Raw genomic sequence first — 24,125 nt, 5'->3', positions numbered from 1 at the left:
CGTCTCTTTTTGAGGTCTCCCTCTCTTGAGCGCTTTACTAACCTAACAACTACAGCCACTCTTGTCAACTACTTCTTTCTTTCTTTTTTTCTGACTGACGCAGGTCAAGGGTTCCGCTCCCGGTAGAGTGATATTCTCGTGGGTTTAGTGCGGCGGTGGGGCGCAATATTTTCTATCAATTCCTTGGCACCTACAAAACTGTCTGGCTATACTGGGAGTGCTGAGCGGGGGAGCATCAGCTGTATTCGAGCAAATTCAAAAAAAACCAGGCTTAAGCAGCTCTAGTGTCTTGCGAATCCACAAACTACCTGGTTTTTCTAGTTTTATTTACCCAAACCTATAGATTCATAACATAGAGTTAATGTCCCCAATTCAGTTTGAGACTCTTGAGGCTATCCCATATCAGGGCGAAAGCTACGGCGCTTTCTGGGGATATGTTGTTCCTGGCAGCGCTGCCCCCGCCCTTTGGACCACCAATCACCAGGCCTTTGCTTCCTTATGGATTCAGGAAGGTGGGATCTTTAGAAATAGAACGAAGCAACTGTTTGGCTCCGAAATTGTCGGCGACATTCACGGCGGGTCTTGGTTTGATTTTGATAATGATGGGGATGCCGATTTAATCCAAGAGGTTGCCAACGACAATGGGGGCAGCCTAACTCTGTTCTACGTTAACAAAGGTAGTCAGCTCCAGGAAGAAGGAGTCAGTATAGGGGTGGCACAGCCCTTGAAAGGACGAACCCCCCTCGTTTTTGACTACGACCGGGATGGAAACTTAGATTTATTGCTGAACGGTCCTACGGGAAATGGAGTCGGACCGGGTATTTTTAGACAGACCCAGAATAAGAAGACGAAGGAAAGAAAGTTCGTTCTTGTCAACGAAGAAGTGGGGTTCTCAATCCCCTCCAGCAGTTACGCCATTCTGGGGGACCTCACGGGAGATCGACGCCCGGAAGTTTTAGTGGATGGGGGCGAAGTAATCCTAGAGTTCAAACCCAACTTGGGTCAGTTTAGACCGATTACTGACCAGATTCTCGGGAACGCCAGGATCAGCGGCGCTGAGGACGCGATCGTTGCTGATTTCAATAACGATCAAAAGATGGATTTGTTTGTCACCCGGCGTGGGCAGGACTCTCAGGTCTTTCCCTACGGCCTAACGGAAGACAGCCCAAGGGAAGTGCGAGCCTACTTCGACACCCTCAACAGCCGCAACAATCCGCTGGGCATGAAGTTCCAAACCAGCGGCACGGTTACCTTCACTCTGCCGTTTTTTAGAGGACAAATTTTTATCGGGGGCAATGCCATCAATCGACCCGGCGACGAATTTTCCCTGGATGCCAGTGACCCGCGGCTAAGCAACCCCAGTTCACCGCCAGTCAATGCTGACGGTTTTTATATCAACCATACCAACGGAACTTGGGAGCTTCTTTTGGCTGGACAGAGTCGCCGCCGGGAATATGCCTTCGTGAAATCCACCGAGACCATTAGAAACACTCAAACCGTGGGATTCCGGAATGAGGATCAGCTAAGGACCGATCAACTGTTTCTCAATGAGAATGGGACGCTCGTGGATCGGAGCCAGGAAGCCGGACTGCAGGATGTGCTGGCTCTTACCGCGGGACGCAGCGCCGTGGCTGGAGACTTTAATAACGACGGCTACCAGGATATTTACGTGCTGTCCACGGGCGTGGCCGGAAACCTGGACAATGTGCTTTTGGAGAATCAAGGAGACGGTACGTTTAAGCCCATTCCGAATGCCTGGGGTGCGAAGGGAACCAGACTGGGTCTGGGAGACAGTGTCACCACCGTGGATCACAATCAGGATGGATTTTTAGATTTATTCATCACCAATGGCGCATTTTTCAACGGCAAGGGGAATGTTGCCCGGGGCTATTACAACGACGCTCCTTATCAACTTCTAGAAAACCAGGGCAACAACAACAACTGGTTCCAGCTCCGCCTGGAGGGCACTCGCGCCAATCGAGACGGGATCGGATCCACGATTATTCTTAACAGTGAGACCCGCACGCAAATTCGAGAACAGAATGGCGGGATGCATCACCGTGCCCAGAATGACTCCGTGGTGCATTTTGGCTTGGGTCAAGATACCGCCATCGACAAGGTGGATATTCGCTGGGAGGGTGGAATTCGTCGGCAGATTCTGCGCGGGATCTCGATTAATCAGCGGATTACGGTCAAGGAAGGCCATGGAATGGCCGGAAATGACGACATTTTGGGGAGCGAAGGTCGAGATATTCTGGTGGGCAATGGCGGAAATGACCTGATTCGCGGATATAACGGGAACGACACCCTTCGCGGCAATGCCGGGGACGACACCCTGGACGGGGGCAAGGGCCGTGACCTGTTGATTGGCGGTTCTGGCCAAGACACGTTAACGGGCGGAGAACAAGGCGATCGCTTTCGATTTTATCGTCTCCAAGATGGCGCAGATATCATCACGGACTTTGAAACTGGCGTTGATGTAATTCAGGTCAAGAGAAGCAATTTCCAAGGCGGATTAACCAACGGGCCGATCTCAGAAGCGCAGTTTGCCTTGGGAAGTGGAGCCAGCAGTGCTGCCCATCGGTTTATCTACGATAAGAATGCTGGAAATTTGTTCTACGATATCGACGGCACGGGCAATCAAGAGAAAGAGCTGTTGGTCAGTCTCACAGGCAGGCGCGATCTCATGGCGAGCGATATCGTGGTCATTTAATCCAAACGGTCTGACTCAACCATTGCTGCAGATCAAGACCGCGTTGCAACTGGAATGATGCCCCTTAAGCACTCCCCCTTCGTCAAGAACTGACTAAGGATTCTTTCCGGTTTTTCTTCTTGGGCTTTCCAGCACCAGGAGCAAGGTCTGCAGCGGTAGCGGCCGCCTTCTTGCGCTTTTTACCGCTGACGGATTTTCCCTTGCGGTTTACCCCTTCTAAGCGACTGAGCTGCAGCGGCTCACCAAAAATTCGCACCTTGCGAAGATGCTTTAATAACTCTGGCGGCATCCCCTCCGGTAAGGCAACTGTGCTGTAGTGATCATAGATTTGAATCTCTTGAATATAGGTGCTCTCTAAGCCAGCCTCGTTGGCGATCGCCCCCACAATATTTTTGGGCTGTACCCCAATCTCGCTGCCGACCTCTAGGCGGTAGGCCTCCATTTTTAGGTTGCCGACAGGCTTATTCTTTTGGCGCTTGGGGATCTCTTTGCCCTCCTTTTGACTTTTCGGACGCTTGACCTCCTCAGGCTCTGGGGGCAGCAGCGGTCGCTCAAGCTGGACCAGGAACGCCAGCGCCGCCGCTACCTCCTGGGCATCAACGCCATGCTCCTGCTGATAGCGATTCACCAACCCGGTAAAAAAGGATAGATCCTGCTCCGCCAGGGTTTCCGAAATTTTGTCCTTGAACTGGACAATGCGGCGATCGGCAATATCGGCATGGGTCGGCAGCTGCATGGGGGCAATGGGCTGGCGAGTCGCCTGCTCAATGGATCGCAACATGCGTTTCTCCCGCGGCGAGATAAACAAAATTGCCTCGCCCGTGCGTCCTGCTCGTCCCGTACGACCAATGCGATGGATATAGGTTTCCGTATCGTAGGGAATATCGTAGTTCACCACATGGCTAATCCGCTCAACATCCAGGCCGCGGGCCGCCACATCCGTGGCAACCACAATGTCCAGACTGCCCTTTTTCAGCCGCTCGACAATTTTTTCCCGCAGAGACTGCTTGATATCCCCACTCAGGGCGGCGGTGGAATAGCCCCGAGCCTCCAGCCGTTCGACTAATTCCACCGTCATGGTTTTGGTGCGCACAAAAATAATCATGGCCTCAAAGTCTTCGACTTCTAGAATGCGCGTGAGGGCGTCAATTTTATGGAGGTGGGTCACCTGCCAGTAGCGCTGATTGATGGTTGAAACCGTCGCCGTTTTGGATTTAATCTTGATTTCAACCGGGTTTTTCAGGTATTTCTGGGCAATTCGCTTAATGGCAGCAGGCATGGTCGCCGATAGCAGCGCCACCTGTCGATTTTCGGGGGTTTTCGAAAGAATATGCTCCACATCTTCGATAAATCCCATCCGCAGCATTTCGTCGGCTTCATCCAGCACCACTGCCGTGAGATGGTCTAAATTCAACGTCTTACGCTGGAGATGGTCAATGAGACGGCCCGGCGACCCAACCACCACGTGGGCCCCGCGCTTGAGCTGTCGGAACTGTGTTTCAATGCTCTGGCCTCCGTAAATGGGCGTAATATGAAAACCGTTCAGATGGCGGGCATAACCCTGCATGGCTTCTGCCACCTGGATTGCCAGTTCACGGGTGGGGGTCAGCACCAAAATCTGGGGAGCATTGATGCTTAGATCAAGGCGACTGAGCAGCGGCAGCGCGTAGGCTGCGGTCTTGCCGGTCCCGGTTTGCGCCTGGCCCAGAATGTCTGCGCCATTGAGCAGGGGCGGAATGGCCTGGGCTTGAATAGGAGAGGGAGTTTCATATCCCGCCTCGTCGACAGCTTTTAAGATTGCACGGTGCAGGGATAACTCCGCAAAGGTCGACACTGATTCAGGTGTAGTCATAAAACCCTAGGCGCTTGGCGCTGATCGTAAATTTGGCACTTTCTCTAGCATAGGCGATCCAGACAGATCCCCTCCTGTTCCTCTGACGTCGTGACGTCGACGCCGGCGGATACTCAAGATGCAGATATTCGGGCGCAAATACGACACAGGCGTTGAGATTACCGATGTGCAACCTTTCTCCTGAGCTCTCAACCGTCGCAGGCTAGGATAGAATCCTCGGATTGCAAGGGAACCAATTTGTTTATGTGTGGCCGCTTTACCCTGACCCAGCCGGAGGCGATCGCAGATCACTTTGGCGTTGAGGTTGCCCCTGTGCCACCCCCAAGATTCAATATTGCCCCCGGTCAGCCCCTGGGAGTCATTTGCCAGGGCACGGACCAACCTCGTCAGTTTCGCCTGATGCAATGGGGTCTCATTCCCAGTTGGGCCAAAGATCCCACCCTTGGGCGACGCCTGATCAATGCCCGCGCTGAGACAGCCCCGTCTAAACCCAGTTTCCGATCAGCCTTTCGACACCGACGCTGTTTGCTTCCAGCCGACGGCTTTTACGAATGGCAGACCCAAACCACCGGAAAACAGCCCTACTACTTTAAGTTTGTCGACCATCGCCTTTTTGCGCTGGCAGGTCTGTGGGAATCCTGGCAGGGCCTTGAAACCTGCACCATCCTGACAACCGAGGCCAATGCCTTACTGACCCCCATTCACCCCCGGATGCCCCTGATTCTCGATCCCCAGCAGTATGCTTCATGGCTAGATCCCCAAACGCCCCACCAGGCGCTGCTCCCCTTTTTACAGCCCTACAGCCCAGCCCAGATGGTGGCCTATCCTGTGAGTCGCTGGGTAAATCGCCCCGATCATGACAGTGCAGCCTGTCTTCACCCCCAGAGTTGATCCGGTCTCTTGCCTATTGAACAACCCTTAGACTATGCTGCAATCGATCAAAATCATTGAAATCTTCTATATCAAAAGCATTACAAGGAGTTTGAGGGATGAAAAATAGGCCCAGTCTGTCGCTCAGCTATCTACAGCGAGTCGGCGCGCTTCTCTTTCTGGCCCTGTTTGTGGGGGCCTGCGAAGGGGGGCTACCCGGCAGTGAGTCAACCGGAAGTTCAGACAGTCTCAAGCTGGGCGTGCTCCTTCCCGCCACTGGTGATTTAGCCTCCGTGGCTCAGCCCATGATTGATTCGATTCCCCTTGCCATTGAAACCATCAATAGCTGCGGGGGCGTCAACGGTCAGTCGGTGGGCTTGGTCACAGAGGACGACCAAACCGATCCCAATGCTGGCAATAACGCCATGACCAAGCTGACCGAGGTGGACAAGGTGGGCGGGGTGGTTGGCTCCTTTGCCAGCAGTGTCTCCCAGGCCGCGGTGGACGTGGCTCGGCGCAATAAGGTGATGATGGTTTCCCCCGGCAGCACCAGCCCTGAGTTTACCAAACGGGCCCAAAACGGAGACTTTGATGGATATTGGGCCAGAACGGCCCCTCCGGATACCTATCAAGCCCGTGCCCTGGCCAAGCTTGCAAGCGAGAAGGGATTGAAGCGCGTTGCCACCATCGTGATTAACAACGACTATGGCGTAGGCTTTGAGCAGGAATTTATCAAGGCCTTTAAGGCCCTAGGTGGCACCGTGGTCAACGAAGCCAAGCCAACTCGATACGATCCTAAGGCCACCACCTTTGATACGGAGACCAAGGCCGCCTTCTCCGGTCAGCCCGATGCGGTTGTGGCCGTCCTCTATGCCGACACGGGCAGTATCCTGTTAAAGACTGCCTACCAGCAAGGTCTAACCGAGGGGGTACAGATCATGCTCACCGATGGCGTCAAATCTGATGAATTTGCAGAGCAGGTGGGTAAAACAACGGAGGGTAAGTACATCATCGAAGGCGCCATTGGGACGGTACCCGGTGCCGACGGCAAAGCCCTTGAGGCCTTCTCTAAGCTTTGGCAGGAAAAGAAGGGCGGCGGGGTACCCGCCTATGCTCCCCAAGCCTGGGATGCCACCATGCTTCTCGCCCTAGCGGCGGAAGCCGGAAAGTCGAATAGTGGCGAAGCGATCGCCGCCAACATCCGTGAGGTCGCTGGGGGAAGCGGCACAGAGGTCACGGATGTTTGTGAAGGACTCAAGCTGCTGCGAGACGGTGAAACCATCAACTACCAGGGAGCAAGCGGCAACGTGGATATTGATGAAAACGGAGATGTCCTGGGAGTGTACGACATTTGGGAAGTGCAATCCGACGGTAAGCTTAATATTGTGGATCAGGTGCTGCCCGATGCCTAGTGAGCGCTCTTGCCAACACTGGGATCATTGATTGCTCACGAAAGAATTGAGCGTTTGCCATGCCTTAGATTCACCCTCTAGGGCATGGTTTTTGGGGATCGTGATTGGAGTTTTCCAGTGGCGGTTTGCCAAGGGAGCTGAAAAAATGATTTACGATAGCGGGGAAGTGAAAGTTGATCGTAATTGATAGCCTCGATCCGCTCATGTTGCGCCAATCTTGTTGAATTCTTGTTGTCCTATGGCTTCTAACTTTACCTTTGATATTGTCAGCGATTTTGATCATCAGGAGCTGGTCAATGCGATCGATCAAGCCCAGCGAGAAATCAAAACCCGCTACGACCTCAAGGATACTAAAACAAAGCTAGAGCTAGACAAAGGTGGGATCAAAATTGAAACGAACAGCGAGCTGACCCTGGACGCGCTGCACAACGTCGTGCAAACGAAGGCCGTGAAACGGAACCTTTCCTTGAAAATTTTTGACTACGGCCCAATTGAGTCCGCGAGCGGCAATCGCGTGCGGCAGACCATTCACCTCAAGCGCGGCATTGAAAGCGAACTGGCCAAAAAAATCACCAAGATTATTCGAGATGACTTTAAAAAGGTGCAGTCCTCGATTCAAGGCGATGCAGTGCGCGTTTCGGCCAAATCCAAGGACGATTTACAGCAGGTCATCCAACGCATTCAGCAAGACGATTGGCCCGTGGCGCTGCAATTTACCAACTATCGTTAGGGGATGGATCTCCACTTCACCTGCTTCACTGGGGTTGGCTTTTTTATCTAAATCGATCACATCTATATAAATCCAATGCTTACTCGTTTCTCCCTGGCCAAAATCGGTCTTATCGTTGGCGGCATCTTATCGGTGGTGGGCCTCATTGCCTACATTTCCGGAAACGCCACTGCAAATCTAGCTGGCTTTTTCTACGGCATCCCTTTATTTTTAGGCGGGTTGGCCTTTAAGATTGCGGAATTAAAACCCGCACCCATACTCAAGCCTACGCCGGAGGCAGTGAAGCAGCTTCGGGAAAAAGAGGCAACCCCTACCCAAAATCAGGTGCGTAAAGATGTGACGCGCTACCGCTACGGCCAGGATATTCACCTGGATGTGGCTCTGGCCAGGCTGGGTCTGTGTAATAAAAAGGAAGCTTTGCCAGAGCTGACGGGGATCTATGAGGAAGATCGGCACGGACATTATGCCCTGGCCCTAGAATTTAATAGCCCGCTCGTGAGCGTTGAGAAGTGGCAAGGGCAGCAGGAAAAAATCCAGTCATTTTTTGGCCCAGGCATTACGGCAGAAGTAGAAGACCTTGGCGAAGATCGGGTGCGATTAGCTTTGATTAGCGCGCCAGAGGCAGCCCCGGCCAGCGAGGACAGTGTCGCCTAGTCGCCTGACAGTGTCGCGGTCTGAGAGAATCTAAACCGAAGAATCGCCGTAGAACTCTGAACAACCGGCTAGAAATTGCTCAATCGCCTTATCCTGTAGCCGACAGCTCTGCTGCTCAACGGAGGCGACGGCAGCGGGTCGGCGCTCCTGGTGGGTGGAGTCTTTAAGTTCAGCCAATTCCTTTTCTAGAACTTCAATGCGATCGAGTAAGTACCGAATTGCCTGCGCCTCCGAGTCAGGTAGCTTACCATGCTCCAGGGGATTCACCTTCGCGCCTTCACGATAGACGACGCGGCCCGGCACACCCACCACCGTGCAGTCCGAAGGGACATCTCGCAGCACAACGGACCCAGCCCCAATGCGCACATTAGTTCCAATTTGAATATTGCCGAGCACCTTGGCGCCGGTGCCCACCACCACGTTATCTTGCAGGGTGGGGTGGCGTTTGCCCAGTTCTTTGCCTGTACCGCCCAGGGTAACCCCTTGATAAATCAAACAGTTATCGCCAATGATGGCGGTTTCCCCGATAACGACCCCCATGCCATGGTCAATGAACAGTCCACGCCCGATGGTGGCACCCGGATGGATTTCAATTCCGGTGATAAATCGGGAGATGTGGGAAATTAAGCGCGGAATAAAGGGAAGCTTCAGGTTGTAGAGCAGGTGAGCAAACCGGTGCAGCACGATCGCCTGTAAACCCGGATAAAGAAACATCACCTCCAGCACATTGCGTGCAGCAGGGTCTTTTTCAAAGATGACCTGGAAGTCGGTTTTCAGGGTTGCAAGTACCACAGGCGGTCTCCCTTGGATTCACCACTTTTTATGGTAGCGTTTTTGAGGTTGTCCCACATCAGGATCTTGTGGAGGTCCGGAGGCACCCCTGCAAGATTTTGCCCAAAACCTTTTGGCCCACCACTGCCCAACCCTTTAAAGTTACGCTGACAGGGTTTTTTGAAGGTGCTTTTATCGAAATGTCTCTGAGCCTGTGCATGATTGTTAGGGATGAAGCTGCTGTGCTGGCACGGTGCTTACAAAGCGTTCAGGGTCTGGTCGATGAGCAGATTGTGGTTGATACCGGATCTCAGGATGAGACCGCAGCGATCGCCCGGTCCTTTGGCGCTCGGATTTATGACTTTGTCTGGCGTGACGATTTTGCCGCGGCACGCAATTACAGCCTCGCGCAGGTCACAGGGGACTGGGTGCTGGTGCTGGATGCCGATGAAGAACTACTCCCAGCCGCGGTGCCCGCCATCAAACAGGCGATTAAAGATCCGAATATTTTGCTGTTTCAGCTCCTGCGCGAGGAAGTCGGATCCCAGCGCACGCCCATTTCCTTGGTGTCCCGCCTGTTTCGCAATCATCCCCAGATGACCTTCAAGCGTCCCTATCATGAGCTGGTGGATGACAGCGTCGTTGCGATTCAACGCGCAGAGCCGCACTGGCAAATTGGTCAGATTTCAACGCTGGCCCTTCGCCACGAGGGATATCAACAGCAGCGGCTGCAAAGCAAAGAAAAACTCGCGCGCGCCCAGCGGATGCTGGAAAAGGGCCTTCGACAACACCCAGAGGATGCCTATCTGCTGAGCAAGCTGGGAGGGCTCTATTACGAACAAAACCGTTGGAGTGAGGCCCTAGCCCTGATTCAGCGCGGGATTGCGCTGCCTAACGTTGAGGCAGCGGTGCGCTATGAGTTGAACTATCATCTGGGGTTGATTTACGCCAGGCAAAAGGACTGGCGACAGACGGAGCTGGCTTACAAAACTGCCCTTGCGCAGGACTGTGACGATCTGCTGAAGGTGGGCGCCTTCATGAATCTAGGGTGCCTTTACCTAGATCACGGTGCCGCCTCCCCAGCCATGCAGCTTTTGGGCCATGTAATTCGCCTCTGTCCGGGAGTGGCGATCGCCCACTACAATTTAGGACTGGCGCTGAAGTCGTTGAATCGCCTGCAGGAGGCGGCTAAAGCTTATCAGCAAGCCATTGAGCTAGATCCTACCTATGCCGCAGCTTATCAAAATCTAGGGGTGGCTCTGTTTAAGCTGCGGAAAGTTTCGGAGAGTCGCACCGCCTTTGAGCAAGCCATTCAGCTTTATGAACAGCAAGATCCAACAACCGCTGAAACCCTGCGATCCGGAGTTCGAGATTTGGGGCTTTGACATCCTCTCCCTCTGACCTTTCAGGGACAGAGTAGAGATTCCTAGGGTCGCCCTAAAGATTTCCTGCTTCAACAGGTGACCGCTAGACTGAGGAACCCGAGTCCCCGCCCCATCTCCTCCACAGGCATTGTCTATTCCCCGTTGCCCACGGAAATCACTTGAGCCGCAGCCCTGTCGCTTGGCTGGATTGACCCACATTCAAGACAGTAAGAGATACTGACAGGGAATCCCGACCGCTTCAACCGCCACGACTCCCAGGACGCTTCCAGCTTTCGGATAACCTGGTGAAGCACCTGAGCATTAACAGTCTTGAGCCTAGGGAAGTCAGCCTTGGCCACAGTCAACCGCTTTACCTGAACGTGGTAATCAGGGAAGGGTGCATCCGTTGGCAAGGTAAACGCTTGCCGAATTGAACAAGCATTGACCGGAGACTTGCGAGAATCGAGCCAGTCTTTGCGCCGCTACTCGACATCCGCGATCGCGGCCTTAGCGGAGGTCCCGGTAGGCTCCGTCTGACTCATGATGGCCAGATAGACCCCTACAATCACGAGGGCAAATCCCAACCCGTTGAGTAGGCCCAGCGATTCTCCAAATAAAATCCAGGCAAAGATTGCCGCAACCACAGGCTCCAGCAAAAAAGTCACAGACACCAAGCCCGAAGACAGCTGACTTAAGCTATAGGCCACTAATCCCTGACCCAGGGTTTGACTGATCAGACCCAACCCGATCACCGCGCCCCACCCCAAGGGCGACTGGGGCCAAAAATGGTCTTCTAGGCCCAGAGAAATCGCACCGCTCACCAGAGCCGCCACCCCAGAACAGACCAGCAGAATGAGCGGCGTCGTTAACCGCGATCGCAGCTGCTCGATCGTCAGCAGATAGGCGCTAAAAAAGACCGCAGACAGCAGGGCAAGTCCATCACCGCGAACCTGCCCTGGCAGCAGCTGAAAATCCTGGAGGCCAATGGTGAGTGCCCCCGCCAGGGCCACTGCCAGCCCCACCAGAAAGCGTGGATCAAAGCGCTGTTTCCACAGCAGCCAGGTGCCCAAGGCCGTAAATAGGGGGGCTAAGTTGCCCAGCACCGCCGCATTCGCCACGCTGGTCTGCGTCAGGGAAGTGGCCCAAACACACAAATCCACCCCCGAAATCAAGCCCGCGAGGATCAGCAGTCCCCACTGCGATCGCCCCAAAGACCCCAAGGATTGTCCCAGGGAAACGCTCTGGCCCAGAGAAGATTGCCCCCCCAGCCCGATGCTCAGGGCAAGAGCTGCAATCCAGAAGCGATGGGAAATCGTGGCATAGGGACCGAGATCTTGTTCACTGATGCGCACAAAAATGGCGGCAAAGGACACCGCCAGAATGCCCAGGAAAAGAGCGGCGATCGCCGTCACTGCAGTGAGGGGACGCGGGAGAGAAGCCTGATCAGCAGGAGAAACCTCAGAAGGGGGGCTCATGACCTCGATCCCCCTGCGGAGGGCCACACCTGCGCGGGGGCGCCACAGATTAAATTCACCAGGGCCTGAATGATGCGATCGCTCTCAAGGGGCATAATGTCTCTGCCATGCAGAATGTCCTGGATTAATTTGTAATGCACAACCGCCCCAATCACAATCCGGGCCGTAGCCTCGGGATCGGAACATTGAACCTGTGGATGGGCCGCTAAAAGCTGCGTGAGACGGTCGACGCCAGGTTTGGAAATATTTTCCACAAATAGTCTGGCTAGCTGCGGGAAGCGACCAGATTCGCCAATGATCAAGCGGATAAAAGCGCCATATTCATCATCTTCTTCAAGCTGACCAACCCCCTGCGCCAGAATTCGCTGGAGCAACTCTCGGGCACTGCCTTCTCCAAAATGCTCACGATCCATAAGGGCCATTTTTTCGACAGCCATCTGCTGGATTAAGGCCGCAAACAGCCCCTCCTTATCCCGAAAATGACTGTACACCGTCGCCTTAGACACTCCCGCCGCCGCTGCAATGCGATCCATGCTGCTACCGGCATAGCCATACCGCAAAAACTGCTGCATGGCCCCTGCCAAAATTGCAGCTGTCTTTTCCGAAGACAGCTGCCGCTGCGAACGAACTCCCTGGATTCCCACCCTACCTCTCTTTTTCAGCGTCCAAGTGTCTTTGCGGGATTGAGCCACCCCACCACAGGTCTCCCTTCCGCCAGGGGCACCCCGGCATGGATGCGATGGCATTGCAAGGGCATCGGTTGCGTTGGGGTGTGCTTCAGTCCATAGCTAAACTATAGCTAAACTATACAGTTCAGTATTATCCGTGTAGGATATTACAGCATCGAGCCACCCAGAATGGTGTGATATGAATGGGAGAGTGCAGGGGAGGCAATCATGATTCACGACACCACGGATCAATGGCCCAAACCAGAGCTAGAGCGATACCGCTGGAGTGTTTTGCTCACCACCCTTGCCGTTGCCCTGGGAGGGGTATCACTGTTTGCCCTACAGCACTATTCCAAAACCGCGGCCATCAATGCCGAGGTTCAAAAGAAATCTGAGCCGTTGATTGCGACAGTGACGGCACCGGGTCGCCTGCAGCCCCAGGGCGAGGTGGTCAATCTCTCGGCACCGTCCGCGGCCGGTGGACGCAGCCGGGTACTGCAACTGCGCGTGAAGGAGGGCGACACCCTGCGCAAAGGGCAAATTGTGGCCGTTTTAGATAGCCGCGATCGCCTGCAGGCCGATGTGGATGAGGCCAAAAGTCAAGTCGCCATGGCCCAGGCCAAGCTAGCCCAGGTGCGGGCTGGGGTCAGGACTGGGGAGGTGAATACGCAACTGACGGAAATCGCCAAGATCAAGGCTGATATTGCCAGGAATGAAGCCGATCAGCGGGAGCTGATTACTCGACTGGAGACTCAATATGAAGGGGATCTCGCCCAGCAAAATGCCACGCTTCGACGCTTAGAAGCAGCCTTTCGCAATGCGGCCCTAGAGTACGAGCGCTACGACCGCCTCTATGGCGAGGGGGTCGTGTCCAATGCCCAGCGCGATGGCAAACGGCTCAGCTATGAAACTGCGCAGCAGCAGGTGAGTGAGGCCCAGGCGGCGATTGAACGCACCACCGCCACCGCCGAGCGTCAAATTCAAGACGCGAAGGCCCGTCTGGTCACCCTGAAAGCGGTTGGGGATCAGCAGTTGGCCCAGGCCAAGGCGAATGTTCATCGCGTGGCAGAGGTGCGCCCCGTTGATATTCGCGCCGCCCAAGCGGAGGTTGAGCAAGCCCAGGCCACCTTGAAGCAGGCTGAGGTGAAGCTGGAGGAAGCCTATGTGCGATCGCCCCAGGATGGAACGGTCCTGGAAATTCTGACGCGCCCAGGGGAAGTGATTGGACGTGAGGGCATCGCTGAGATTGGCCAAACCGATCACATGTACGCGATCGCCGAGATTTATCAAAGCGATATTTTTAAGATTCAGCCGGGTCAACGCGCAACGGTGACCAGTGACTCGCTTCACCAGAATCTCACCGGAACCGTGGAGCGGGTGGACACCAAGATTCAGCCGTCGAACAGGATCAGTGCAGACCCAACGGCCCCCAGAGAGGCGCGGATCGTGGAGGTTCACATTCAGCTAGATCGAGCCTCTAGCGACCTGGCGAAGAACCTGACGAATTTGCAAATCAAGGCGGCGATTGAGCTGTGAGCCTCTAGGCCCCCTCTGACGGGATGATGCCCCTTACCCAGTCTTGGCGTTTCCTGCAGCGAGGTCTTAGGGCACCCCATCACCGCAGAGGTTCTGAGAACAGCAGAGCGAAGCGAGTATTTGCAAAAGCCTCCTGAGCACGTTTAAGGGAGCCAGGAACGAGCAAACCTATGGGAAAATCTTTAATTATGGCTGGCTTTCTAGCTCCGCTCTCCCGACTCCATGCCATCATGCTAGAACCGATCATGCCAGAACCGATTGGATTTACGCCGATGACCCATGACTTCCTCCAATTCTTCTAATTCGAATCATAAGTTCCGGTTCCGGCCCATCCGAATGATTCGTCACTGGTTTGCGCTCAACCTAGGCGTTGATCAAAATCGCAAGCTGGAAATTTACCAAGATCTGCTGAAGTCCGTGAGCCTGAGGGATTCTAGCTATTGGCTTCAGGTGCTCTTTTCCGCGGGAATTGCCACACTGGGGCTGGCCTTGAACAGCCCCGCCGTCGTCATTGGGGCAATGCTTATCTCTCCGCTCATGGGGCCTATCCTGGCCACCGGTATGGCGTTTGCCGTGGGAGATCTGGTCTTTGCGCTCCGGGCGCTGCTCTGCCTGAGCCTCAGCTGTTTCATGGCGGTGGGATTTGCCATGATCCTGATTGCCATTTTGCCCTTTAAAGATCAAACCGCCGAAATTTTAGCCCGCACCGAGCCCAATTTACTGGATCTGGTCATTGCTTTGTTTTCTGGGGCACTGGGCACCATCGCCACGGCCAAGGAAGCCAAAGGGGTGGTGACCTCCATTCCAGGAGTGGCGATCGCCGTGGCGCTCATGCCGCCGCTGTGCGTGGTGGGCTATGGGATTGGTTTGGGGGTCAGCTTGCAAAGTCTGGCTGGGCTGCGAATTGCGGCGGGGGGCGGCCTGCTGTTCATCACCAATCTCACCGCCATCACCCTGATGGCAATGCTGGTGTTTTTAATCATCCGCGTCGATACACCCTTAATCAAGCGCCAGGCGGAAGAGTGGCACCGCAACGACCCCGAAAGCAAGTGGATGCAGCGACTGTTTGAGAGCCTCCCTGGCATGAACCGCCTGGAGGTGATTGGGTCGGTGCGCAACCGATTTATCGTGCTGCTGATTCCTATCCTGGCCCTGATGTTTCCCTTGGGCCAGTCCCTGGGTCAACTCCAAAGCGAAGTGTTGACCCGGCAACGACAAAACTTTATTAACAGCGAAATCCAGAGTATCTGGGAGGATGGCTTTGCCAAACAGGTTCAGCAAGATGGGCAAGAGGAAGAACGCGCCCAGATTGACACCCTGGACACCACGGTTGAGAATGCCAAGGTCTTTGTAAAAATGCGTGTGTTTACCAAACGCGACTTTACCGCCGCCGAGGAACAAACCTTTGCCCAACGACTTGCCGATCGCCTCAATAAGCGCAAAGGGGACATTTCCGTGCAGCTTATCCAAATCCCCACCTCCGCGAGCAGCTTGCTCAACCCCTTCCGGCAACCCACACCTGAAACCCCAGATATCAAAAGCGTGGCCGAAACCCAGGCGGAACTGTGGTCCCTGGTCACCGCCTCGCTCAAATCCCTGGAGTTCCCCCCAGGAACCCACCAGCTTTTGGGCTACGGTATCCGCCTGTACGACAGCAGCAGGCTCACGGTTGAGATTGCCTACCTGAGCGATCGCCCCTTAGACCCAGATGGAGAATATTTTCTTAGCGACAATATCCGCTCGCGCCTGCAGCTGCCTCAAGCCCAAGTCCGCTTGCAGCATATTCCTCGTCAATTTCAAAATCTCTCCTTTAACCCCGAACAGACCACCTTAACCCCCGCGGCAAAGCAAACCCTGCGAAACATTGCTGGGCAGCTTAAGACCTACGAAAACCTGCAGCTGCTGCTCCGATCTCAAGTTCCCCCTGCGGAACAGGCGGCCCCCCCCTCGCCAGAGTCCGACGGAGATCCCCCCTTTCCCCTCGCAAACCTTCGCATTGAGGCCATTCAGGATCATCTCAACCTCGTAGAAGGCATCGATCGCAATCGTATTCAGGTCTCTGGCCCCCCGGAGGTTCAGGAAGAAGGCAGCAATCCCAAGGTTCAGCTCGTGCTCCAGATCAAGCCCCCGAATGCGCCCAATCCCAGGGAACAGCCGGAGCCCCCACCCCCGGAAGCAGATCGCCCCGACCCCAATCCCTCCTAAACATTGATCGGACTCCCCCCTGCACTATACTCGGTTACATTGACTTTCCGACCCCAGCATGACCCCCCCGACCCCAAAGCATCCCGGACTGTCGATCGGTATTGAGGCCCATGGAGCGGTGGCCATAGGGTTAGCTACCTGGAGCCCACCCAGGATGAGTCTCCTGGATCACCATCACCCCACACCGTCCTCCGCCCCGGACCCTGCGGGGCATCACCCATGATGATTACCTGGCCGGGCATCATTCTGGCCCTGAGTCTGGCCCTGATTCATGGCTTTGCCTCTCAGCTTCCCAGTGAACGGTTTATCTCGCGCCATCGCTGGGTATCCTTTGCCGGAGGCGTCTCCCTAGGCTACGTATTTTTGGAGATTTTTCCAGAGCTGAGCCATGCCCAGGAAACACTGGTGCATTCCAAGCTATCGGCGATCGCCTATCTGGAAAACCATATTTATCTGCTGGCCCTCCTGGGGTTAGTGATCTTTTACGGCCTGGATAAAATAGCCCTCAAGCTGGCCGATCCCGCAGTTCCAGAACCCACAGCATTTTTTTGGATTCATCTGCTCTCCTTTGCCCTGATCAACGGGATTTTGGGTTACCTCTTGCAAGATCTCTCCAATCACAGCCTATTTTCCTGTCTGTTGCTGTTTATTGCCCTGGGACTGCATTTATTCGTCATTGATGAGCATCTGCGGGAGCACCATCGGGTCCCCTACGATGGCATAGGTCGCTGGGTCCTCGCCGCCGCGGTGGTGGTGGGCATGGCCCTTGGACGAGCCACGGACCTCAATGAGGCGGCGATTGCCATTATTTGGTCTTTTCTGGCCGGCAGCATTATCCTACAAGTGCTCAAGCGCGAACTTCCCCCAGAGCGCGAAACCTACTTTCCCGCCTTTGTACTCGGCACCGGGCTCTTTGCGCTGCTGCTCAACCTCCAATAGCCCCGCGCCAGGACTCCAGGGATGAGCATCAACGATGTCGCCAGGCCTTCACCGCACACACAACTCCCTTTTCCAGCTCGACCCAGACAAACATCAGCGTGCTCACCCCAAAGCAAATTCCCAACTCCATCAGACTTAAAGGTCGCACGCCAAAAAATTGCTGCACCGGCGGAATGTACAGCAAACACATCTGCAGTAGCGTGGTCAAGGCAATGGCCCCGATGAGATAGGGGTTACTCCAAAAGTTAATTTGAATTGTCATCCGGGTGGCTGAGCGCACCGCCAGGGCATGGCCCATTTGGGCCAGACAGAGGGTCGTAAACACCATGGTTTTCCAATTTTCGGGGTCACCGGTATACCCCGGTGATTGAGTGTAGCGAAAGGCCCAGCTCATCAGGGTAATCGTTAAAATTGACAGAACAATCCCAATGCGAATCATGTAAAACCCTAGGCCGCGGGCGAAAATACTCTCACGCGGATGGTGTGGCGGTCGCTGCATCACCCCATCCTCGGCGGGCTCCATCGCCAAGGCCAGGGCCGGGAGACCATCGGTCACCAAGTTCATCCAGAGGATTTGTAGCGGGGTGAGGGGAACCGTGCCGAGGCCGAGGAGAGGAGCCGCGGCAATGGTAAAGACTTCGCCAATGTTGCTGCCTAAAATATACTTGATAAAGCGGCGAATATTGCTGTAAATAACGCGTCCCTCCTCCGTCGCCGCCACGATTGTCGCAAAATTATCGTCGAGGAGCACCATATCGCTGGCCTCCTTGCTTACATCTGTGCCCGTGATGCCCATGGCAATGCCAATATCGGCCTGTTTAAGGGCGGGGGCATCATTGACCCCGTCTCCGGTCATCGCGACCACCGCTCGATGGCGCTGCAAGGCCCGAACGATTCGCAGCTTATGTTCGGGGGCAACCCGAGCATAGACATTAACGCAGTCCACCTGCTGCTCTAGTTCCTCTGGTGAAAGCTGTTCTAAATCGTGACCATTGAGGACCGGTTCTCCCTCCCGGGCAATTCCCAGGGACCGGGCAATGGCCATGGCGGTGAGCTGATGGTCACCGGTAATCATCACCGGACGAATCCCCGCCGCTTGGCAGAGAGCCACCGCAGCCTTGGCCTCCGAGCGGGGGGCATCTAACATCCCCACCAGTCCCAGCCAGATTAAGGCCTCACTTTCCCAGGCGGGATCATCCAGCGGTGGCAGCCGATGCAGGGACTCATAGGCCAACCCCAGGACGCGCAGGCCTTGACTGGCTAACTGGTTATTTTGAGCCAGGATTGCCTGGCGATCCGCCTGGGTAAGGGGCTTAATGCGATCGCCCACCTGGATACGGGTGCTGCGCTCTAGCACCAGTTCCGGTGAACCCTTAATAAACTGGGCATAGTCCTGGGGAAAGAGGGCCTGGAGCTGCGGATCCGCAGCATGGGTGGCACAGAGAACACTCATCCGCTTGCGTTCTGAGGAAAAGGGAATTTCAGCCTGGCGTGCAAAGGCACTGTTCCACTGCTGGGGATCAAACCCGGCCTTGCGGGCGAGCACCAGCAGGGCGCCTTCGGTGGGATCACCCAGGATGGACCAATCCCCCGCCTCTTTTTGCAGCGCGGCATCGTTGCAGAGGGCACCAGTCACCAGCAACCGCATTAAATCTGGGTGACGCTCTGGTTTAAAGGCATAGGTGTGATCGAGAAATTCGCCGCGAGGATCGTAGCCATTGCCGGTCACCTGCACGGCTTTTCCCGCCAGCTGCAATCGCTGCACAACCATTTTATTTTGGGTGAGGGTGCCCGTCTTATCGGAACAGATGGTGGTGACAGATCCCAGAGTTTCTACGGCGGGAAGCTTGCGAATCAGGGCCTGACGGCGCACCATGCGCTGGGTGCCCAGGGCCAGGGTTACCGTAATCACAGCGGGCAAGCCCTCCGGCACCACCGCCACCGCCATACTCAAGGAGATCTCCAGCAGCTCATCGATGAGGCCCAGGTTGCCAGTCTGCCAAATTCCCCCCATGACCACCAGCACCACCAGGGTTAGCGATCCGCCCACCAACGCATTGCCCAACTGGGTCATCCGCTGCTGAAGCGGTGTGGGTTCTGCTTCCACAGTTTGCAACATTTCGGCAATGTGGCCCAGTTCGGTTTGCATTCCAATGGCGGTCACCAGCGCCACCCCTCGACCCTGGACCACCTCAGTTCCCTGGAACACCAGATTGATGCGATCGCCCAGCACCGTTGCTTCGGGCAGGGTTTGGTCGCATCGCTTGCGGACCACCGCCGCCTCCCCCGTCAAGGCCGACTCGCGCAGCTCCAAATGGTTGGCGCTAATCAGGCGTCCATCGGCTGGCACGGTAACCCCTGCCTCCAGATGGATCAGATCTCCCGGTACCAACTCCTTCGCGTTCACCTCAATATCTTGCCCCCCGCGAATTACCCGCACCTGGGGCGAGGTCATCTGCTTGAGGGCCGCCAGGGCCTTTTCAGCTCGACTTTCCTGCACGTACCCCAACCAGGCATTCAGGAAAATAATGATAAAAATTGCAATGGCATCCTTGGGAAACTGCTGATCGCGCAAATCCAGGCCGGCCGAGATCAGGGCCACCGCAATCAACATCAGCAGCATGATGTTTTTGAACTGATCGAGCCAAATAGCCAGCGGCGATCGCCCCACCGCCTCTTCCAGCTCGTTTGGCCCATACTGTTGACGCCGCTGCTGCACCCGATCCAGAGGCAGTCCCTGATGAAGATCGCTATCGAGGGCCGCCACCGCCTCTGGCACAGTCAAGGCATGCCAGTCTATCGCAGCGGGAGAACGGAGCGGGGACTTCATAGGAAACACAAGCGATGAAAAAGAAACAGTGGCCGCTGCCACTGGACCCAGGGCAACGGGGCCAAGGGCGACCCGCCCAGCCTAGAGGGTAGGCTCAGATGTCCCCCATGATCCACTCCCGACCCCCCAACCAGAGGCCGCAGACCCGAGGAGCAAACATGGGGACTGCCCCACCCAGGATACAATTCGGGAGCCAGCCACCCTCCATTGTAGGTCTCTAAACTCCGAGACTTGCCAGTTTGAGGGGATCGGGTGCAACCGGGACCCCTGGGTTCACAGAGACCGGCAATCATTCGGTCGCTGGGGTCAGCGATCGCAACAGTGCTGAAATTTGAGCCGGACTCTGGGGTCGATGGAAAAGATACCCTTGACCCAAATCGCACCCGAGGGCCTGAATCATGTCGTACTGATCTTGGGTTTCAATCCCCTCAGCGATGGCGGGCAGATCCATGGCATGGGCCAGGGTCACAATCGTGCTAATTAAAAAGGAATGCTGTTCATCCTGGGAAAGGATGTCGACAAAGGAGCGATCAATTTTGAGGGCATCAATGGGAAAGTGGTGCAGATAGCTCAAGGAAGAATATCCGGTGCCAAAGTCGTCCAGGTGAATCTCCACTCCTAAACATTTCAGGTTCTCCAACAGTTGCTCTGCGGCCTCCGAATGCTCAATGAGGATGCTCTCAGTGATTTCAATCACCAGGGCACTCGGCGGCAATTGAGTCTCCTTGAAAATTTGCGTAATGGTTTCAAAGCAGTGGGCGTGGCTAAAAATTTTGCCTGAAAAATTCACGCTCACCGTGAGCGGACCACAGTCGGGAAAATCATCCCGCCACCTCTGCAGTTGAGCACAAGCCTGGCGTAAAATCCACAGATCGAGATCTTGAATCAGCCCCAGCTCTTCAGCTAGCGGAATAAAGCGATCCGGGGCAATTATCCCCTCGGTGGGATGATGCCATTGCATCAGCGCCTCAAACCCCACCACCCTTCGAGACGCCAAGGCCACAATCGGCTGATATCGAATGCCCAGCTCCTGATTGGCCAGGGCCTGGCGGAGATCGTTTTCCAAGCGGACGCGCTGAAGCAGTTGAGACTTCATCTGACTATTAAAAATGGTATAGCGCCCTTTTCCGGAGGTTTTAGCATGGTACATGGCAATATCTGCATCTCGGATCACATCCTGCGGATGTCGGTAGGCAGTTTCTCCATAGACAATGCCAATGCTGGCAGAAACGTAAAATTGCTGGCCACGGTATCCAAAGGGATCACCCAGGGTTTGCAAAATCCGAGCTGCCACAGTGCGCACCTGCGTCAGATCCGCCGCATGCTCCAGCAGCGCCGCAAATTCATCCCCACCCAGGCGGGCCACCGTATCGGAGGGACGCAAACAGCGCTGTAACCGTTCACCCACCTGCTTGAGCAGATCATCGCCCGCCAGATGCCCAAATCCATCATTGACCGCCTTAAAGCGATCAAGATCGATAAACAGCAGCGCATAGCCATCTGCCGGGTATCGAACGAAGCGCACCATGGCCTGTTCCAGGCGATTGAGGAGCAACTCCCGGTTCGGCAACCCCGTGAGTGGGTCGTACAGGGCCCGGTGAAGCAACTGTTTACGGTATTGGATGCGCTCTGAAATATCTCGAAACACCATGACAGCGCCGGAAATTCGGCCATCCGGCTCCAGAATCGGAGCCGCGCTATCGTCAATGGGAATGTTCTTTTGTGCGCGGTTGCGCAAGACCACATCCTCAGGTAAAGACACGGGGGTCCCGCTCACCAGAGCCTCCAAGGCAGGATTGGGAACAGGGATCTCCTCCGCATTGGGTCCATGCTGAAAACATTGAATGACCTGATCAATCGGGTAGCCCTCGGCCTGATGCTGCATCCAGGCTGTTAAGGTCTCTGCCACCGGATTCATAAAGGTAATGCGTCCCTCGGAATCGGTGGCCACCACGGCATCGGAGATGCTGTCGAGAATCGTTTTGAGGCGGGCCTTCTGGGACTGGAGGGCAAGCCGCATCTGATGCCGATACAGCCCCACCTGGATCGTGGAGTTCAAGCTCGGCTCACTAAAGGGTTTCACCAGATATCCCACTGGCTCAAGGCGTCGGGCCTGCTCAATCGTTTCCGGGTCAGTAAAGGCCGTCAGAAAAATAATCGGAATATTGCGCTGTTGCTGAATGCGCTCCGCAGTCTCAATCCCATTGAGCTCACCGGGAAGGCGAATATCCATCAGCACGAGATCACACTGAAGCTGAGCCAGACGGTCGAGCACGTCATGCCCCGATGCAAAAATATGAGGAACCTGATATCCAAGTCGCTCCAGGCGGCGCTGTAAATCCAGGGCCACAATGGCCTCGTCCTCAACCACAAGAACATTAATCTGGGATTGCTCACCGACATACACCATTCCAACCTCACCCTGCCACGACGGCCCCTGTGTGTAATGAACTCAGTTTGTTAGCCTTCGGAGCCGGAAAGATAATTTCAAAGCCGGTTCCTTCCCCCTCCATGGCTGAAATAGTCCCAGAGATTTGTTGAGCCAAGCCCTTCACCATGGCTAAACCTAGAGTTCGAGTCGCTTGCCAGTCAATGTCTGTGCGCATTCCGACTCCATCATCTAAAATTTGCAGCACGCAGGTTGTCTCTGGCAGCCGAAAAAAATTAACCGTGATTCTTCCCTGGTCTCGGCCCACAAAGGCATGCTTCAGGGCGTTAGAAAACAGTTCATTCACGATCAGCCCACAGGGGATTGCCGCGTCGATATCAAGGGCAATATCCTCTGAATTTAAACAGAAACGAACCTGGGGTAAGTTAACGCGATAGGCCGCAAATATCTGCTCTAAAAAATCTCGCAGATATTCCGCCATATCGATACTGGCTAAGTCTTTGGATCGATAGAGCTTTTCATGGATTAGCGCCATGGAAAGGATTCGATGCTGACAGTCCTCCATCAGACTTTTGACAGCGGTATTTTCGTTAGCAAAGGATTGCAAACTCAACAGGCTACTGATGATTTGCAAGTTATTTTTTACCCGATGATGAACTTCCTTCAACATCGAATTCTTTTCCGCCAGCGAAGTTTCCAGGGCCTGAGTTCGTTCGGACACTCGCTGCTCAAGTTCAGCCTTAGATTGGAGAAGTTCCGATTGACTCGGAAGCGATAAGGCCCCAGGAATCACGGGAATCAGGCTAAAAGCGGTGGCCAGGGAGATTAAGGCCGTGCCGCTTTTCACTAATCCGGACAGCCAATAGTTGGGAGACCACAGGGTCCAGATTGAGAATAAATGGGTGATCCCGCAGGCGGTAATAAAGGCCCCAAACAAAAAGAAAATCCAGGGATAGGGGACGTCTTTTCGCTGCCGGACAAAATAAACCAGCGCCATGGGAATGGAAAAATAAGAACAGCCAATCAGCCCATCTGAGAGAACATGGAGCCAAACCAGAGCTGGATCCCAGAGGTAGCAATGCCCATGGGGAATATAACTGGAGGCGACCAAAATTGAGACAAGATCGGAATACATCAGGGCTGCTTTGCTAAATTTGACATTTTTATCTGAGAAAAGTGATTTATGCCGCAGGAATTGAGTTTATCCTAGCAATAAGATCGGAAAAACCGGGGCTGAACAGCCCCGGCTCCTCGTACAAACCAGAAACGAGTCTAGGGAATGGGGATCGACTTAAGCAGAACTATCCAGGTCCATCAAGGTATTGAGCAGCAGGCGTTTGGCCTCCAGGCTCCATCCTAGGCGCTGCAGATAGATGGCGATCGCCCCACCCAGCAGGGTGGCCAGAAAATCCAGGGGCTGAAGCATGGAAATTCCCAGCAGCATCCCCAGCCCGGCAATCCCCCAAAAGGGAAGCGCGACGGTTTGGCGCTGGGTTTCCAGCAGCTTCATCAGACCACCGGTGGGTAGTTCTGCCTCAAGCTGCGCTTTGATCTGGCGCTGCTCAACCGGGGGCACCGAGAGGCCTATTTTTTGACGTAGCCTTTCTATTTTGCGCGCATCGGTGCTGTACTGGGTTAGCTCGTCTTGAGCCATCAGCATCAGGCGCTCGTACTGTCCCATCGAATTTTTATCCCGCGTTGCAAGGTCGTCCTAGCA

Annotated in this window: 17 protein-coding genes and 1 pseudogene; 9 read left to right on the top strand and 9 right to left on the bottom strand. The window is 54.9% G+C overall.

Translation table 11 applies throughout. The features are described 5' to 3' along the window. Positions 1-361: 361 nt before the first annotated feature. Positions 362-2,713, top strand: coding sequence for a cartilage acidic protein (locus tag QQ91_RS18695; RefSeq protein WP_166277259.1), 2,352 nt, complete (start codon positions 362-364; stop codon positions 2,711-2,713). 82 nt (positions 2,714-2,795) lie between these two features. Here QQ91_RS18695 and QQ91_RS18690 read toward each other — a convergent pair whose 3' ends face one another. Further along, positions 2,796-4,565, bottom strand: a complete 1,770-nt coding sequence (locus QQ91_RS18690) for a DEAD/DEAH box helicase (protein WP_166277256.1) — start codon at positions 4,563-4,565, stop codon at positions 2,796-2,798. Between the two features lie 243 nt (positions 4,566-4,808). Between QQ91_RS18690 and QQ91_RS18685 the strand changes: the two genes are divergently transcribed. The 4 genes from QQ91_RS18685 to QQ91_RS18670 all read left to right on the top strand — a co-directional run bounded on the left by QQ91_RS18685 (position 4,809) and on the right by QQ91_RS18670 (position 8,231). Beyond that, positions 4,809-5,456, top strand: a complete 648-nt coding sequence (locus tag QQ91_RS18685) for an SOS response-associated peptidase (protein WP_166277253.1) — start codon at positions 4,809-4,811, stop codon at positions 5,454-5,456. A 98-nt stretch (positions 5,457-5,554) separates the two neighbouring features. Beyond that, complete coding sequence (locus QQ91_RS18680) at positions 5,555-6,847, top strand: ABC transporter substrate-binding protein (protein ID WP_166277249.1); 1,293 nt, start codon at positions 5,555-5,557, stop codon at positions 6,845-6,847. A gap of 238 nt (positions 6,848-7,085) precedes the next feature. Continuing rightward, on the top strand, positions 7,086-7,577 hold the full coding sequence (locus QQ91_RS18675; RefSeq protein ID WP_166277246.1) for a YajQ family cyclic di-GMP-binding protein: 492 nt from the start codon (positions 7,086-7,088) through the stop codon (positions 7,575-7,577). A 75-nt stretch (positions 7,578-7,652) separates the two neighbouring features. After that, positions 7,653-8,231, top strand: coding sequence for a DUF2854 domain-containing protein (locus QQ91_RS18670; RefSeq protein ID WP_166277243.1), 579 nt, complete (start codon positions 7,653-7,655; stop codon positions 8,229-8,231). 30 nt (positions 8,232-8,261) lie between these two features. On the opposite strand, the gene cysE is transcribed toward QQ91_RS18670, so the two are convergent. After that, the gene (gene cysE, locus QQ91_RS18665) at positions 8,262-9,023 is read right to left on the bottom strand and encodes a serine O-acetyltransferase (protein ID WP_166277240.1); all 762 of its coding nucleotides are present in this window, start codon (positions 9,021-9,023) and stop codon (positions 8,262-8,264) included. Positions 9,024-9,121: 98 nt separating this feature from the next. Here cysE and QQ91_RS18660 point away from each other — a divergent pair, with 98 nt between their 5' ends. Beyond that, positions 9,122-10,387: a TPR domain-containing glycosyltransferase gene (locus QQ91_RS18660; protein ID WP_201277186.1), complete on the top strand. Its 1,266-nt coding sequence runs from the start codon at positions 9,122-9,124 to the stop codon at positions 10,385-10,387. A 221-nt stretch (positions 10,388-10,608) separates the two neighbouring features. Here the strand turns inward: QQ91_RS18660 and QQ91_RS18655 are convergent. The 3 genes and pseudogenes from QQ91_RS18655 to QQ91_RS18645 all read right to left on the bottom strand — a co-directional run. Beyond that, positions 10,609-10,845 (bottom strand): annotated as a pseudogene (locus QQ91_RS18655) (RNA-guided endonuclease TnpB family protein); the annotation flags it as partial. 3 nt (positions 10,846-10,848) lie between these two features. Continuing rightward, positions 10,849-11,841 carry a DMT family transporter gene (locus QQ91_RS18650; RefSeq protein ID WP_166277235.1) on the bottom strand — a complete coding sequence of 331 codons (993 nt, stop codon included), beginning with the start codon at positions 11,839-11,841 and terminating at the stop codon, positions 10,849-10,851. Further along, entirely contained in the window at positions 11,838-12,485 is a 648-nt protein-coding gene (locus QQ91_RS18645) for a TetR/AcrR family transcriptional regulator (protein ID WP_250833405.1), read from the bottom strand. Before QQ91_RS18645 ends, QQ91_RS18650 begins: the two co-directional genes overlap by 4 nt. Positions 12,486-12,737: 252 nt before the next feature. Here QQ91_RS18645 and QQ91_RS18640 point away from each other — a divergent pair, with 252 nt between their 5' ends. From QQ91_RS18640 to QQ91_RS18630, 3 genes are all read left to right on the top strand, one after another. After that, entirely contained in the window at positions 12,738-14,045 is a 1,308-nt protein-coding gene (locus QQ91_RS18640; protein ID WP_166277229.1) for an HlyD family efflux transporter periplasmic adaptor subunit, read from the top strand. A 279-nt stretch (positions 14,046-14,324) separates the two neighbouring features. Beyond that, entirely contained in the window at positions 14,325-16,250 is a 1,926-nt protein-coding gene (locus tag QQ91_RS18635) for a TIGR00271 membrane domain-containing protein (protein WP_236095956.1), read from the top strand. Positions 16,251-16,469: 219 nt separating this feature from the next. Beyond that, complete coding sequence (locus QQ91_RS18630; RefSeq protein WP_236095955.1) at positions 16,470-17,189, top strand: hypothetical protein; 720 nt, start codon at positions 16,470-16,472, stop codon at positions 17,187-17,189. Between the two features lie 28 nt (positions 17,190-17,217). Here QQ91_RS18630 and QQ91_RS18625 read toward each other — a convergent pair whose 3' ends face one another. From QQ91_RS18625 to QQ91_RS18610, 4 genes are all read right to left on the bottom strand, one after another. Then, positions 17,218-20,019: a cation-translocating P-type ATPase gene (locus QQ91_RS18625; RefSeq protein WP_166277223.1), complete on the bottom strand. Its 2,802-nt coding sequence runs from the start codon at positions 20,017-20,019 to the stop codon at positions 17,218-17,220. Between the two features lie 289 nt (positions 20,020-20,308). After that, positions 20,309-22,429 carry a putative bifunctional diguanylate cyclase/phosphodiesterase gene (locus tag QQ91_RS18620; RefSeq protein WP_166277220.1) on the bottom strand — a complete coding sequence of 707 codons (2,121 nt, stop codon included), beginning with the start codon at positions 22,427-22,429 and terminating at the stop codon, positions 20,309-20,311. A 7-nt stretch (positions 22,430-22,436) separates the two neighbouring features. After that, positions 22,437-23,543 carry a sensor histidine kinase gene (locus QQ91_RS18615; protein WP_166277217.1) on the bottom strand — a complete coding sequence of 369 codons (1,107 nt, stop codon included), beginning with the start codon at positions 23,541-23,543 and terminating at the stop codon, positions 22,437-22,439. 156 nt (positions 23,544-23,699) lie between these two features. Next, positions 23,700-24,089 (bottom strand): hypothetical protein, encoded by a 390-nt coding sequence (locus QQ91_RS18610; protein WP_166277215.1) that lies wholly within the window; start codon positions 24,087-24,089, stop codon positions 23,700-23,702. Positions 24,090-24,125 lie beyond the last annotated feature (36 nt).

This window comes from Lyngbya confervoides BDU141951 (assembly GCF_000817775.3).
Classification (GTDB): Bacteria; Cyanobacteriota; Cyanobacteriia; order Thermosynechococcales; family Thermosynechococcaceae; genus Lyngbya; species Lyngbya confervoides.
The sequence above is the reverse complement of the archived record's forward strand: the minus strand, read 5'-3'. Positions and strand labels throughout refer to the sequence as shown.

What these genes read in the sequence shown, in the direction of transcription:
- QQ91_RS18640 (WP_166277229.1), top strand. Translation starts at nt 12,738, where the DNA reads ATGATTCACGACACCACGGATCAATGGCCCAAACCAGAGCTAGAGCGA.
- QQ91_RS18635 (WP_236095956.1), top strand. Translation starts at nt 14,325, where the DNA reads ATGACTTCCTCCAATTCTTCTAATTCGAATCATAAGTTCCGGTTCCGG.
- QQ91_RS18625 (WP_166277223.1), bottom strand. Translation starts at nt 20,019, where the DNA reads ATGAAGTCCCCGCTCCGTTCTCCCGCTGCGATAGACTGGCATGCCTTG.
- QQ91_RS18680 (WP_166277249.1), top strand. Translation starts at nt 5,555, where the DNA reads ATGAAAAATAGGCCCAGTCTGTCGCTCAGCTATCTACAGCGAGTCGGC.
- QQ91_RS18615 (WP_166277217.1), bottom strand. Translation starts at nt 23,543, where the DNA reads ATGTATTCCGATCTTGTCTCAATTTTGGTCGCCTCCAGTTATATTCCC.
- QQ91_RS18675 (WP_166277246.1), top strand. Translation starts at nt 7,086, where the DNA reads ATGGCTTCTAACTTTACCTTTGATATTGTCAGCGATTTTGATCATCAG.
- QQ91_RS18620 (WP_166277220.1), bottom strand. Translation starts at nt 22,429, where the DNA reads ATGGTGTATGTCGGTGAGCAATCCCAGATTAATGTTCTTGTGGTTGAG.
- QQ91_RS18685 (WP_166277253.1), top strand. Translation starts at nt 4,809, where the DNA reads ATGTGTGGCCGCTTTACCCTGACCCAGCCGGAGGCGATCGCAGATCAC.
- QQ91_RS18650 (WP_166277235.1), bottom strand. Translation starts at nt 11,841, where the DNA reads ATGAGCCCCCCTTCTGAGGTTTCTCCTGCTGATCAGGCTTCTCTCCCG.
- QQ91_RS18690 (WP_166277256.1), bottom strand. Translation starts at nt 4,565, where the DNA reads ATGACTACACCTGAATCAGTGTCGACCTTTGCGGAGTTATCCCTGCAC.
- QQ91_RS18610 (WP_166277215.1), bottom strand. Translation starts at nt 24,089, where the DNA reads ATGGGACAGTACGAGCGCCTGATGCTGATGGCTCAAGACGAGCTAACC.
- QQ91_RS18630 (WP_236095955.1), top strand. Translation starts at nt 16,470, where the DNA reads ATGATGATTACCTGGCCGGGCATCATTCTGGCCCTGAGTCTGGCCCTG.
- QQ91_RS18695 (WP_166277259.1), top strand. Translation starts at nt 362, where the DNA reads ATGTCCCCAATTCAGTTTGAGACTCTTGAGGCTATCCCATATCAGGGC.
- QQ91_RS18670 (WP_166277243.1), top strand. Translation starts at nt 7,653, where the DNA reads ATGCTTACTCGTTTCTCCCTGGCCAAAATCGGTCTTATCGTTGGCGGC.